The following is a 12,922-nucleotide window of genomic DNA, read 5'->3' as shown; positions in this document are numbered from 1 at the left end:
CTCATTTTCGGGCATACCGACTGGCAAGAACGGCCAGTTATGGTCGTTCCGCGTCTGCCGTACGGAGAAGTCGCCTACATGAAGTGAAGATCCCGTGACGACGTGCCGGGTTCGGCCGCCGGTGAAGGCCGGCTCCGACAGCTTCGGGCAGGCCGTCGCGGCGTACGAGAGCACGGGTGGGGGGCCGCCGGATCGAGCGCGACCCCCCACCGCACAGGAACGGTCAGATCAGGCCCTGCGCCAGCATCGCGTCCGCGACCAGTTCGAAGCCGGCGATGTTGGCGCCGACCACGTAGTTGCCGGGGCAGCCGTAGCGCTCCGCCGTGGTGTAGCAGGAGTCGTGGATGTGACGCATGATCTCCGCGAGGCGCTCCTCCGTGTGGGCGAAGGTCCAGGAGTCGCGCGAGGCGTTCTGCTGCATCTCCAGGGCGCTGGTGGCGACGCCGCCCGCGTTGGCCGCCTTGCCGGGGGCGAAGGCCACGCCCGCCTCCTGGAGGACGCGGACGGCCTCGGGGGTGGTGGGCATGTTGGCGCCCTCCGCGACGGCCTTCACGCCGTTGCGTACGAGGGTCAGCGCGTCGGCCTCGTGGAGTTCGTTCTGCGTGGCGCAGGGCAGGGCAACGTCGCAGGGGACGTTCCAGACACCGGTGCCCTCGACGTACTTCACGTGCGCGCCGCGCCGCTCGGCGTACTCGGAGATGCGGCCCCGGCCCTGCTCCTTGATCTCCTTGAGCAGGTCGAGGTCGATGCCCTTGTCGTCCACGACGTAGCCGCCGGAGTCCGAGCAGGTGACCACGGTCGCGCCGAGCTGCTGGGCCTTCTCGATCGCGTAGATCGCGACGTTGCCCGAGCCGGAGACGGCGATGCGCTGGCCGTCGAGGGACTCGCCCCGGCTGCGGAGCATCTCGGCGGTGAACATGACGCAGCCGTAGCCGGTCGCCTCCGTACGCACCAGGGCGCCGCCCCAGCCGAGGCCCTTTCCGGTGAGGACACCGGACTCGAAGCGGTTGGTGATCCGCTTGTACTGGCCGAAGAGGTAGCCGATCTCGCGGCCGCCCACGCCGATGTCCCCGGCCGGTACGTCGGTGTACTCACCCAGGTGGCGGTGGAGTTCGGTCATGAACGACTGGCAGAACCGCATGATCTCGGCGTCCGAGCGGCCCTTGGGGTCGAAGTCGGAACCGCCCTTGCCGCCGCCGATGGGCATGCCGGTGAGGGCGTTCTTGAAGATCTGCTCGAAGCCGAGGAACTTCACGATGCCGAGGTTGACCGAGGGGTGGAAGCGCAGTCCGCCCTTGTACGGGCCGAGCGAGCTGGAGAACTCGACCCGGAAGCCTCGGTTGACGTGGATGTCGCCCGAGTCGTCCGACCACGGCACCCGGAAGATGAGCTGGCGTTCCGGCTCCGTTATGCGCTCGATGATCCGGGCGTCCACGAACTCCGGCCGCTGGGCCAGCACCGGGCCGAGCGTTTCGAGCACCTCCCGCACCGCCTGGTGGAACTCCTTCTCGCCCTGGTTTCGGCGGAGGATCTCCGCGTACAGCGGCTCAATGACGCGGTTCTCGGCGGCGTGCGGGATTGCGGAGTCAGGGGTGGCCGTCATCTGATCAAGACCTTCCATGGGTCGGCTCATCGCGAAGGCGCCCCCGTCCCGGAGGGCACCTGGTCCCCCCTCCCCATTGAGGGCGTCGCCCGGATAGCGCGTCTACCACGCGCTCACGACTGCGACGTACAGGACCGTTGTGGCCTACCGAGTCTCCCAGTGGGACCGCCGAATCCTCCATGCCATCCACATGGTGAATCCCGCCCGGCCCGGTACGGGGCGGGCGCGGAAGCCTTGCCACGGACCGGTTCCGGACGGAACGACCGGGTTGGGGGGTATGCCCGGACACCCCCCGAAGTGGTGAACCTCACAGTGCGCCGACTGCTGCCGTGAGGTCTTGATGGACCGAGGGAGCCCTACACCACGGAACCGGCGCGCAGGGCGGCGGCGGTCGCCCTGGGGTCGTAGTCCGGCGCCACCCCGTCCACGAGCACCAGGTCGCCGGGGATGTTCCTGGTCCGCAGCGGCGCCAGCTCCTGATAGGCGGGTGAGGCGTACCAGGTGCGGGCGGCCTCGATCGTGGGGAACTCCAGGACGACGACGGCGCCCGGCCAGTCGCCCTCCAGGACCTCGACCGGCGTGACGTGCACCAGGAAACGGCCCCCGTACGGATCCATCGTGGACTGGATTCCGTCGATGTAGTCGATCACCTCCGCGTTGGGCAGGCTGTCGGGCTGCAGGTGAGCGATCGCGTACGCGGTCATGGTCTCGTCCTCCGGTCTTCGTCCGCTGGTGCACACCATGCTGCCGGGGGCGGCGGGAAGCGTCGATTACCACCGGGGTAAGGGGAGCGCACCGCGCGGACCCGGCCCATGGTGACGGAGGATCAGCCATGATTCCGTCATGAAGACATCACGGGGGAACCACCGGGCGCGGGCTCCCCACCAGCCTTACCAGTCAAGGCCGTTGGCCGGACAGCCGCTGTCCGGGTACCGCACACCGCCACGGGCCGGCGAGACGCGCCGCTATCTCGCGGTGGGCCTCGACTGCTACCTCTGCCTGGTCACAGCCGGGTTACTCGCCCGGCCGCACGTGGACACGGTGCCCCTCCAGGGGGACCTCGCGCTGCTGCTCGGGCCGGTGCTCGCCCTCTCCTTCCTCAACCAGGTCGTGCTCACCGCGCTGGTCGGAGCCGGGGCCGGAAAGCTGATCATGGGCATCCGGGTCGTGAGCCTGCCGGACGGCGGCCGACCGGGTCCGGCACAGCTCACCCGACGCTGGCTGCACGGCCTGTGCTGGCTGCCGCTCCAGCCCTGGTACGTGCTCCGCGCCCGTCTCGCCCGCACGGACGACGGACACGGGCCCGATCCGCGCGGCTGCGAGGAGGGCGATCCGTACGCGGAGCCGTACGCGGACCCGGCCGGGGTGCGCCAGGTCCGCCGCAGCGACCTCGCCGCACACCGCCGGGCCGCCGCCGGACGGGCCGCCTGAGGCCGGGCCGCCGCCGGACGGGCCGCCTGAGGCCGGGCCGCCCGCCGACAACGGCCCGACGCGTGCGGGGCCTTCACGCCGCCGCGTTCTCCGTGATGGTGACCTTGCCCTTGCGGATCGTCGCGAGCCGGGGGGCCCGGCGGGCGATCGCGCTGTCGTGGGTGACCATGATGAAGGTGAGCCCGTGCTCCTTCCACATGGTCTCCAGCACCTCCATGACCTCGTCGCGCATGGACTCGTCGAGGTTGCCGGTGGGCTCGTCCGCGAGCAGCACCTTCGGCTGCTTGACCAGGGCTCTGGCTATCGCCACCCGCTGCTGCTGGCCGCCGGACATCTCACCGGGCAGGTGGCCGAGGCGCTCGCCCAGGCCCACCGAGTCAAGCGCCTCCGCGGCTCTTCTGCGCCGCTCCGACGCCTTGCCGCCCAGCGGTACGAGGGCGGTCTCGACGTTCTCCTGGGCGGTGAGCGTCGGGATGAGGTTGAAGCTCTGGAAGACGAAGCCGATGTTCTGCGCGCGCACCTCGGTGAGTCTGGCCTCGCTGAGCTTCGCGAGGTCGACGCCGTCGAGTTCGACGGTGCCGGCCGTGGGGCGGTCCAGGCCGCCGAGCATCTGAAGCAGCGTGGACTTGCCGCCGCCGGTGGGGCCCTGGATGACCAGGCGGCCGCCGTCCTCGATGGTCAGGTCGACGCCGGCGAGCGCGTGGACGGTGGACTTGCCGCGCGTGTAGCGCTTGGTGACGCCTTGGAGGGTGTACATGGGTCAACTCCTGCTGGACGGTGGGCGGGCGGACTATTCGACGCGGCGCAGGGCGTCGGCCGGGCGCAGCCTGGAGGCGCGCCAGCCGCCGAAGGCGCCCGCGATCAGCCCGCCCGCCACGGCCAGGGCGACGGCGATCAGGATGACGGAGAGGGAGACGGGCGCGGTCAGCGCGATGTCGAGGGACTTGGCGGCGCTCTGCCGGCCCGGTCCGCCGCCACCCATCATTCCGCCGCGGAAGCCGCCGCCCCCGGAGCCGCCCGAGGCGCCGAGCTGGGCGGTGAGGGTGGGGCTGACGGCGGTGACGGCGTACGCGCCGGCCAGGCCGACCGCGATGCCGAGGACGCCGCCCATCAGCCCGTTGACGAGGGCCTCGCCGACGACCTGGCGGGTGACCCGGCCGCTCTTCCAGCCGAGGGCCTTGAGCGTGCCGAACTCCCGTACCCGGCGGCTGACCGCGGAGGAGGTGAGCAGCCCGGCCACCAGGAAGGCGGCGATCAGTACGGCGATGGAGAGCCACTTGCCGACGCTGGAGGCCAGGTCGGAGGCGGTGGACAGGGAGCCGGAGACGGTGTCGGCGAGATCGGCGGAGGTGGTGACGGTGGTGCCCGTGATGTTCTTCTGGATGGCGGTCTTGACGCCGTCGATCCGCTGCGAGTCCGCGGCCTTCACGTAGACCGTGGTGACCTTGTCCTTGGCGTCCGCCAGGGTCTGGGCCCGCTGGAGCGGGATGTAGAGGTTGGCGGCCGCGTCGCCGCTGTCGGCCGCCGAGACTCCGACGATCGTGAACTTCGTGCCGTGGACGGTCACCGTCTTGCCGACGGTGAGCTTCTTCTCCTTGGCGTACGCGGCGTCGACGACGGCCACCTTGCCGTTGGTCTCGGTGGACTTGAAGGTACGTCCCGCGGTGATCTTCGAGGAGGTGAGCGGGCCCAGGTCCTGCTTGGTGACGTCGGTGCCGTAGACCGTGTAGGAGTTGACGTCGAACGAGGCGCCGCCGCCCTTGACCTCGCCCTGCGGCTGGCCGCCGCCCCCGAAGCCGCCCCGGCCGCCCTGGGACGTACCGCCGTCCTGCTTGAACTCACCGCGTTTGAACTGCCCGTCCACCTTCATGACGGTCATGCTCAGTCCGCCGACGGCGTCGGCGACGCCGTCCTGCTTGCCCACCTTGTCCACCGTGGTGGCGGCCAGCGTCTGGAAGCCCTGGACCATCACCCGGTCCGTGCTCTGCGTCGAGTCGTCGCCGTTCTCCTTGGCGTCGAACTCGAACCTGGGCCGCTCCGTGCCGGAACCGGGCGCCGCGGCCGCCTTGGTGACGGTCATGTCGGTGCCGAGGCCGTACAGCGATTCCAGGACCTTGTCCTGGGCCTTGCTCATGCCGGAGGAGACCGAGCTGACGATGATGACCAGCGCAATGCCGAGGCCGAGCCCCGAGGCGACGACGAGCGCCGCCTTTCTGCGGCGGCGCAGCTCGCGCCGGAGGTAGGTGAAGAACATGGCGCGAGGTTATGGAGCGGTTGTGATGGTGGGTTAAGGCCACGATGAGAGACGGATGAGAACGCTCCGCATACGCCGCAGGCGGCGGCACCCGTGATCCGTGGGGATCGGGGTGCCGCCGCCTGCGGTGAGGGGATCGGCGCGGACAGCGCGTCCGGTCAGGCCGCGGAGCCCGCCGTCCACTGGGCCCAGCTCATGTTCCAGCCGTTGAGGCCGTTGTCGGGCTGGATGGTCTTGTCCGGGGAGTTCTTGATGACGACCACGTCACCGATCATGGAGTTGTTGTAGAACCAGGCGGCGGGCTGGCCGGCGTCGCCCGCGCCCTTGACGTCGGCGAGCCCGACACAGCCGTGGCTGGTGTTGGCGGTGCCGAAGATGCCCTTGCCCCAGTAGTTGCCGTGGATGAAGGTGCCGGACGTGGACAGCCGCATGGCGTGCGGCACGTCCTTGATGTCGTACTCACCCTTGCCGTCGTCGTCCGTGAAGCCGACCGTGGAGCCGTCCATCCGGGTCTCCTTGTACTTCTCGGAGATCACCATCTGTCCGTTGTACGTGGGGTTTTCGGGCGATCCGGCGGAGATCGGGATGGTCTTGACCGTCTTCCCGTTCTGGGTGACGGTCATCATGTGCGTCTTGGCGTCCACGGTCGAGACCTGGTTGCGGCCGACCTTGAAGGTGACCGTCTTCTGCTGCACGCCGTAGACGCCGTCCGCGCCCTCGACGCCGTCCAGCGCCAGCTTCAGGGTGACGGTGGAGCCGCCCTGCCAGTAGTCCTCGGGGCGCAGGTCCAGACGCTGGGAGTTGAACCAGTGGCCGACGACCTGCTGGCCGCTGCTGGACGTCACGGTGATGCCGTCCAGGACGGCCTTCTTGTCCGTGATCGCCTTGTTGAAGTTGATCGAGACGGGCATGCCGACGCCGACGGTGGAGCCGTCCTCGGGGGTGAAGTTCCCGATGAAGCTGTTGGCGGGCGACACGGTGGTGAAGGAGGAGTTCTCGTGCGCCTCGCGGCCCTTCGAGTCCTTCGCCGTGGCGTTGATCTTGTACGTGGTCGAGCGCTCCAGCTGGGCGTCCGGCTTCCAGGTGGTGCCGTCGGCGGAGAGGGTGCCCTTGACGCTCGCACCGGCCGCCGTGGTCATCGTGACGACCGTCAGCTTGCCCTTGGCGACGGTGACCTTCGCGTCGTTGTTGATGCTCGCGTTGGTCGCGCCGTTCTTCGGAGAGATCGCTATCTGCGCCTCCGAGGTCTCCTCGGCCGCCGCCTTGTCGACCTCGGCCGCCTGTGACTTCTTCGAGCTGTCGGGGCTCGCGCCCTTGTCGCCGTCGTCGCTGCAGGCAGTGAGCACCAGCACGCCGCCGAGCAGTGCGGACGCGGCCATGAGGCCCTTGCGCCGCTTGCTGTCCGTCATCACACGCTTCTCCATCGTTGCCGAAATCCCCAAAAACCCCGAGCCAGGCCGTTGACCGGCGATACCCGTCAATATTCCAAGAACCCCCTGAAAGGGTTACCCGTTCCACATCCGCGGGGGATGTGGGGAACACCACTCATCGGCGTATCGGTATCCGCGGTGGTTCCCGTGCGGTGGTTCTGTGCTCCACCACGTGGGTGCCGCCGGTGTCCGGCCCTGTTGTGCGGCGGCTTCGCGATCCGGTGGGCCGGCTGTCACACGCACCGGCCCCGGGCCGCCGGAGACGGGCCGGGGCCGGTGGCTCTCCACCCGTTACGCCCGCCGCTCCGCACTGCCGTCGTCGTCGTTCTCCTCCCCATTGTGCGGGACGCGGGAGGCGTCTTCGCCGTCCTCGTCCCCGTACTCCTCGTCACCGTCGTCGTCATCGTCTTCGTCGAGGTCCCATCCCTCCGGGTCCCGCGGGTCGTAGGCGATGCTCTCGCTGCTCCAGGAGGCCTGGGTCAGCTCGACCCCGGGCACCTCGCTGACCAGGTCGAACGGGTCGATCAGCGAGGCGAGGGCCTCCGCACCGTCTTCCCGTACCGCGGTCTCGGCATGCGTGCGTTCCTCGGCGGAATCTCCGCCGGGCTCGCCGTACTCGGCCGCGAGGCTCTCCAGAGCGGTTCCGCTCAGGGCATCGGCGTCCGTGATCTCCAACACCATTTCGACCCGAAGGCGAACATAACGTGACGTCTCAGATGTGCTCATACGCCGGAGCGTAAGCTCCCGGCCGCCCCGGCTTTCCCACGACCCGCTGCTTTCACTAGCATCGCCCGCAGCACCGGCCGCAGCCCTAACTCGCGGCTGTCACAAGGGGGATCGATTCCGTGGCCAGCACCCGCCGCCCGCTCCTGACCGCCACTGCCGCGGGAACGCTGCTGTGCGCCCTCTGGTTCGTTCCGACGGCCACCGCGACGGGCGAGACCGCCGGGGCCCAGGACGCACCGGACCGGACGGCCGCCATCGAGGCGATGGGCGCCACCGACGCGCAGAGCGAGAAGCTCGCGGACACCGGGACGGGGATCGATACGACCCCGTACCTGATCGGGGGCATGGCGTTCCTGGGCATCGGCGCGGGCTTCGTCACCTACTCCACCCGCCGCACGGGCCCGCTGCCTGCGCACTGACCCTCACGCGGCAGCGGGCGTTCCTCCGGGCAGGCCTCAGGCGAGCTTCCCCGTCACCGGCTCCACCGCCGCGACGAGCCCGCCCGCGCGCACGAAGGCGTCCGCCGCGGCCAGGTCCGGCGACAGGAAGCGGTCGGGCCCGGGGCCCTCCGCACCGGCCGCGCGCAGCGCCTCGACGGCCGCCAGCGAGGCGGGCGCCGGGGTCAGCCCCTGCGCGGCGCGCAGCTCGACCGCGCGGGTGGCCGCGTACAGCTCGACGGCGACGATCCGGGCGAGGTTGTCCACGGCGGTACGGAGCTTGCGCGCCGCCGACCAGCCCATCGAGACGTGGTCCTCCTGCATGGCGGAGGACGGGATCGAGTCGGCGGAGGCCGGTACGGCGAGCCGCTTCATCTCGCTGACCAGGGCCGCCTGGGTGTACTGGGCGATCATCAGGCCCGAGTCGACGCCCGCGTCGTCCGCGAGGAACGGCGGCAGCCCGTGCGAGCGGTTCTTGTCCAGCAGCCGGTCGGTGCGGCGCTCGGTGATGGAGCCGAGGTCGGCGGCGACGATCGCGAGGAAGTCCAGGACGTACGCGACCGGCGCGCCGTGGAAGTTGCCGTTGGACTCGACGCGCCCGTCCGGAAGCACCACCGGGTTGTCCACGGCTGCGGCCAGCTCGCGGTCCGCGACGAGGGCGGCGTGGGCGAGGGTGTCCCGGCCGGCGCCGTTGACCTGCGGGGCGCAGCGCACCGAGTAGGCGTCCTGGACACGCGGGGCATCGTCCTGGTGGTGACCGGTGAGGCCCGAACCGGCCAGCACCCGGAGCATGTTGTCGGCGCTGGCGCCCTGGCCGGGGTGCGGGCGGATGGCGTGCAGCTCAGGGGCGAGGACCTTGTCCGTGCCGAGCAGCGCCTCCAGGGAGAGGGCCGCGGTGATGTCCGCCGAGGTGTAGAGGTTCTGGAGGTCGGCGATGGCCATGACGAGCATGCCGAGCATCCCGTCGGTGCCGTTGAGGAGGGCGAGGCCCTCCTTCTCGCGCAGCTCGACCGGGGTGATGCCGTGGGCGGCGAGGAGCTCGCCCGCGGGGCGCACGGTGCCGTCGGGGCCCTCCGCCTCGCCCTCGCCCATCAGGGTCAGCGCGCAGTGCGAGAGCGGTGCCAGATCGCCGGAGCAGCCGAGCGAACCGTACTCGTGAACGACGGGTGTGATCCCGGCGTTCAGGACGTCGGCCATGGTCTGCGCGATCTCGGGCCGTACGCCGGTGTGACCGGAGGCGACCGTCTTCAGCCGGAGGAACATCAGCGCCCTGACGACCTCGCGCTCGACCCTCGGGCCCATGCCTGCGGCGTGCGAGCGGACGATGTTGCGCTGGAGCCGGGCGCGGAGCTCCGGGCTGATGTGGCGGCTGGCCAGCGCCCCGAATCCGGTGGAGACGCCGTAGACCGGCTCGGGCTTCGCGGCGAGCGCGTCGATGACCTCGCGGGCGGCGGCGAGCGCGGCCACCGCGGCGGCGGAGAGCTCGACACGGGCGTTGCCGCGGGCCACGGCGATGACGTCCTGGGCGGTGGTACCGGACGTCCCCACCACGACTGTATGCATATCCATATTCAGAAGCGTACGGATTGAATCTCTTCATGTCACTAGTGGTCGCCGGGTTGACCCCTTACCGATCGGGCGGCTCGGCCGAGGGGCGGTTGCCGCGCAGCCGGCGGCGGTCGTGGGCGGCCTCGGGCGGGGAGTCGGCCAGCCGGATCACCTCTCCGTCGCGCCCCGCCACCACGGGCCGCAGCGAGCGGGCCGCCTTCGCCCGGTACTGCGCCGCGTCCGCGAGCCGGAACAGCCTGCGCGCGGAGACCACCGGGCCGATCGGGTCGCCGGTGGAGGCGATACCGCAGGCGACCCCGTTGCCGAACTCCAGCCCGGCCGCCCGCTCGCACAGCTCGGTGGCCACCGCGACCACCTCGTCCGCGCCGGGCCCCACCGCCAGCAGACAGAACTCGTCCCCGCCGAGCCGGGCGGACAGCGCCCCGGGCAGCATCGCGCCGCACCGGGACAGCACCGAGCCGAAACGTTCCAGCAGACGGTCTCCGACCGCGTGGCCGTGGGTGTCGTTGACCTTCTTCAGCCCGTTGAGATCGCAGACGGCCAGGCTGACCACGGAGCCGTCCGCCCGGTGCCGCTCCACCGCCTCGTCGAGGCGCATGTCGACGGCCCGCCGGTTCGCGAGACCGGTCAGCGGGTCGGTGAAGGCCAGCTTGCGCACCTCCTCCAGGCGCTCCGTCTGGGAGATCCCGGCGGCCACCACGGCGGCCAGCACGGTGGCGAAGTCCGCGTCCGCCCGCCCGAACACCGGCTCCCCCACCGGCCGCGCCACATACAGCTCGCCCCAGGCCCGGCCGTGCAGCACGATCGGCGCCACCACGCAGCAGCCCCGCCCGCGCCGGCGCAGGGCCGCCACCCGCTGGTGGCAGTAGCCCTGCCGGTAACCGTGCGCACCCGCCGCCCCGGCCTCCCGGCCACCGTCCGCGGGCCCCGGTTCCACCGGCCCGTCGGCCGTCTCCACCCAGGCGTCCGGCTCGCCGCCCCCGGCCCACCGCTCGTGGAGGAACTCCGTGATCTCCGGGAACTGGTGCACCGGGTACGTCTCCTCGTCGGGGAACTCCTCCTCCCCCTCGGCCCGGTCGCCCGCGTTCACCAGGACCCGCAGCCGCCCGCGTCCGCGCTCCCAGACCGACAGCGCGGCGAAGCTGCCGCCCAGCGCCTCGCACGCCCCCAGCGCGGCCGCCCGCCAGCACCCCCGCGGGGTGTGCGCCGCCGCCATCGCCTGTGCAAGCGAAACCACGGCCCGGAGCCGCGCATCATCACCCATTGCCCCAGTTTAAGTTGATACGCGTTATATGCGTCACGAGGAAACTCCGGAGAGTCACCAATCACGGCCCGTAGTGAGCGGTCACTCCCCGGGCCAGTTCGGCTTCCGCTTCTCGTTGAACGCGGCGACCCCCTCCGCACGGTCGCCGGAGAAGGCCACGGAGCGCCACGCGGAGTCCTCCACCTCCAGGCCTGCCCGCAGATCGAGCCCGTGCCCGAGCCGCAGCGCCCGCTTGGCCGCCCGCAGGCCCACCGGGGAGTTCCCCGCGATCCGCCCGGCCAGCGCCAGCGCCTCCGAGCGGTCCTCGCCCGCCGCCACCAGCTCGTCGACCAGCCCCAGCTCGCGGGCCTCCGCCGCTTCCACCCGGCGGGCGGTGAAGATCAGCTCGGCCGCCCGCGCCGCGCCGATCCGGCGCGGCAGCAGCTGGGTGCCGCCGCCGCCCGGGATGACCCCGACGGAGACCTCGGGCAGGCCCACCAGCGCGGTGGCGTCGGCCACGATCAGATCGCAGGACAGCGCCAGCTCGAAACCGCCGCCGAGCGCGAACCCGTGCACCGCGGCGATCGTCGGCATCGGCAGTTCGAGGACACCGGTGTAGGCGGCGCGGGCGGTGGGCCGCTGCCGCACCAGGTCCGCGTCGGTGAAGGAGTTCCGCTCCTTGAGGTCCGCCCCCACACAGAAGGCCCGTTCGTGGCTGGAGGTGAGGACGGTGACCCGTACGTCCGGGTCCGCGGCGAGCGCGGCGCAGGCGGCGGCGATCGAGCGCGCCATGTCCGTGGACACCGCGTTCATGGCCCTGGGCCGGTCGAGGACCAGCTCGGCGACGTGGTCCAGGCCCTCGTGACCCCGTACGACGACGAACTCCCCGAACCGCTGCTCGGACGTGACGGTCATGGCTGCACCCCTGTTCGGTTAACGAGCGTTACCGGAGGGATCCTAGGGCGTGTCGTCGGGGCGAGGTTCAGGAGCCGCCGCGACGGGCCAGCAGCCACGGTTCCACGACGCCGAGGCCGCGCACCGGGCGCTGCCACATCGGCTGGAGCCCGTAGCGGTACTTGGGCACGGGCCTCGGCTCCTCGCCGTCCGCGCCCTCCCGGCCGGCGCGCTCGGCGGCGGCCGCGGCCTCCTCCGCGGCCCGCGCCTCGGAGGCGGGGGCGTCGCCGGTACGGGTCAGCTCCTGTGCGAACGCCCCGTCCACCAGGACGGCGTCCTTCGGCGCTATCGAGGTGAGCCGGCTGGCGAGGTTCACGGTGGTGCCGAACACATCGCCCATCCGGGTGGTGACCGTGCCGAACGCGATGCCGACGCGCAGCGCGGGCATCTGCTCGTCCAGTGTCATCGCCTCGATCAGGCGCAGCGCGATCTCGGCCGCGGTGCCCGCGTCGTCGGCGGCGAAGAGGACCTCGTCACCGAGGGTCTTGATGAGCCGGCCGCCGTGGGCGGCGACCAGGTCGGCGCAGGTGGTCTCGAAGGCCTCGACGAGTTCGCCGAGCTCCTCCTCCTCCAGGCGGCGGGTGAGCCGGGTGAAGCCGACGAGGTCCGCGAAGCCGACGGCCAGCCGCCGGTCGACCATCTCGTCGTCGTCCGCCGCCTGGACGACCCGGCCGGTGGCGGCGGCGAGCTGGCGCCGCCACACGTAGACGAGGAACTCCTCCAGCTCCGGCAGGAGCAGCTCGACCAGCGGATAGGTGACCTCGGTACGGGTCATGCCGGGCTCGGGCGGCTCGGTCAGGCCCTCCAGGAAGGAGTCGATCTGCCACTCCGCCAGCCGGGCGGTGGTCTGCCCGGTGGACCGGGCCACCTGGATCGCCATCGGCTCGCTGAGCAGCCCGGCCTCGACCAGACCGGAGAGCCGGCGCAGCGCCAGCACGTCCGCCTCGGTCAGCGCCTTGGCCTGGCCGATGTCCGCGAAGCCCATGGCCCGCCAGAAGCGTGACGCCAGGTCCATCGAGACGCCCGCGGTGCGGGCGGCCTGGAACGGGGTGTAGCGCCGGTCGGCGCCCAGGATCAGCGCTTCCAGCCTGATCGCGAGGGGGTCGTCGGTCGGCTCTGCCGTGTGGTCGACTTCGTGATGGGGTGTCGCGTGGACCGATGGGTCCGACGAGGGCTCCGAGCCATCGCCGGACGTCGTGTCGTCGACGGTCACCAGCCGCCTCCTGCCCGTTCCCTGCGCACTGCCCTGCCGATCTGTCGGTGGATCGCCTCAAC

12 protein-coding genes are annotated in these 12,922 nt (G+C 71.4%); 2 read left to right on the top strand and 10 right to left on the bottom strand.

What is annotated here, in order from left to right; translation table 11 throughout:
* Window positions 1-223 precede the first annotated feature (223 nt).
* Together gdhA and ACFVQ0_RS10955 are read right to left on the bottom strand one after the other, a co-directional pair.
* Complete coding sequence (gene gdhA / locus ACFVQ0_RS10960) at window positions 224-1,603, bottom strand: NADP-specific glutamate dehydrogenase (protein WP_390086646.1); 1,380 nt, start codon at window positions 1,601-1,603, stop codon at window positions 224-226.
* Between the two features lie 356 nt (window positions 1,604-1,959).
* Window positions 1,960-2,307: a DUF1330 domain-containing protein gene (locus ACFVQ0_RS10955; RefSeq protein ID WP_390086644.1), complete on the bottom strand. Its 348-nt coding sequence runs from the start codon at window positions 2,305-2,307 to the stop codon at window positions 1,960-1,962.
* A gap of 139 nt (window positions 2,308-2,446) precedes the next feature.
* Between ACFVQ0_RS10955 and ACFVQ0_RS10950 the strand changes: the two genes are divergently transcribed.
* Complete coding sequence (locus ACFVQ0_RS10950; protein ID WP_390086643.1) at window positions 2,447-3,034, top strand: RDD family protein; 588 nt, start codon at window positions 2,447-2,449, stop codon at window positions 3,032-3,034.
* 73 nt (window positions 3,035-3,107) lie between these two features.
* Here ACFVQ0_RS10950 and ACFVQ0_RS10945 read toward each other — a convergent pair whose 3' ends face one another.
* From ACFVQ0_RS10945 to ACFVQ0_RS10930, 4 genes are all read right to left on the bottom strand, one after another.
* Entirely contained in the window at window positions 3,108-3,791 is a 684-nt protein-coding gene (locus ACFVQ0_RS10945) for an ABC transporter ATP-binding protein (protein ID WP_390086641.1), read from the bottom strand.
* 33 nt (window positions 3,792-3,824) lie between these two features.
* The gene (locus tag ACFVQ0_RS10940; protein ID WP_390086640.1) at window positions 3,825-5,288 is read right to left on the bottom strand and encodes an ABC transporter permease; all 1,464 of its coding nucleotides are present in this window, start codon (window positions 5,286-5,288) and stop codon (window positions 3,825-3,827) included.
* Between the two features lie 158 nt (window positions 5,289-5,446).
* Window positions 5,447-6,712, bottom strand: a complete 1,266-nt coding sequence (locus ACFVQ0_RS10935) for an Ig-like domain-containing protein (protein WP_390086638.1) — start codon at window positions 6,710-6,712, stop codon at window positions 5,447-5,449.
* A 297-nt stretch (window positions 6,713-7,009) separates the two neighbouring features.
* Window positions 7,010-7,444: a hypothetical protein gene (locus tag ACFVQ0_RS10930; protein WP_390086636.1), complete on the bottom strand. Its 435-nt coding sequence runs from the start codon at window positions 7,442-7,444 to the stop codon at window positions 7,010-7,012.
* Between the two features lie 119 nt (window positions 7,445-7,563).
* On the opposite strand from ACFVQ0_RS10930, the gene ACFVQ0_RS10925 reads away from it, so the two are divergent.
* Window positions 7,564-7,863, top strand: a complete 300-nt coding sequence (locus tag ACFVQ0_RS10925; protein ID WP_390086635.1) for an LPXTG cell wall anchor domain-containing protein — start codon at window positions 7,564-7,566, stop codon at window positions 7,861-7,863.
* A 36-nt stretch (window positions 7,864-7,899) separates the two neighbouring features.
* On the opposite strand, the gene hutH is transcribed toward ACFVQ0_RS10925, so the two are convergent.
* The 4 genes from hutH to ACFVQ0_RS10905 form a co-directional block, all read right to left on the bottom strand.
* Complete coding sequence (gene hutH / locus ACFVQ0_RS10920; protein WP_390086633.1) at window positions 7,900-9,450, bottom strand: histidine ammonia-lyase; 1,551 nt, start codon at window positions 9,448-9,450, stop codon at window positions 7,900-7,902.
* A 58-nt stretch (window positions 9,451-9,508) separates the two neighbouring features.
* Entirely contained in the window at window positions 9,509-10,666 is a 1,158-nt protein-coding gene (locus ACFVQ0_RS10915; protein WP_390087762.1) for a diguanylate cyclase domain-containing protein, read from the bottom strand.
* A 129-nt stretch (window positions 10,667-10,795) separates the two neighbouring features.
* Complete coding sequence (locus tag ACFVQ0_RS10910) at window positions 10,796-11,608, bottom strand: enoyl-CoA hydratase/isomerase family protein (RefSeq protein WP_390086631.1); 813 nt, start codon at window positions 11,606-11,608, stop codon at window positions 10,796-10,798.
* Between the two features lie 67 nt (window positions 11,609-11,675).
* A complete protein-coding gene (locus ACFVQ0_RS10905) occupies window positions 11,676-12,860 on the bottom strand; it encodes an adenylate/guanylate cyclase domain-containing protein (RefSeq protein WP_390086629.1) in 1,185 nt (394 codons plus the stop codon).
* Window positions 12,861-12,922: the final 62 nt, after the last annotated feature.

The organism is Streptomyces sp. NPDC057900 (assembly GCF_042887885.1).
GTDB lineage: Bacteria > Actinomycetota > Actinomycetes > Streptomycetales > Streptomycetaceae > Streptomyces.
The sequence above is the reverse complement of the archived record's forward strand: the minus strand, read 5'-3'. Positions and strand labels throughout refer to the sequence as shown.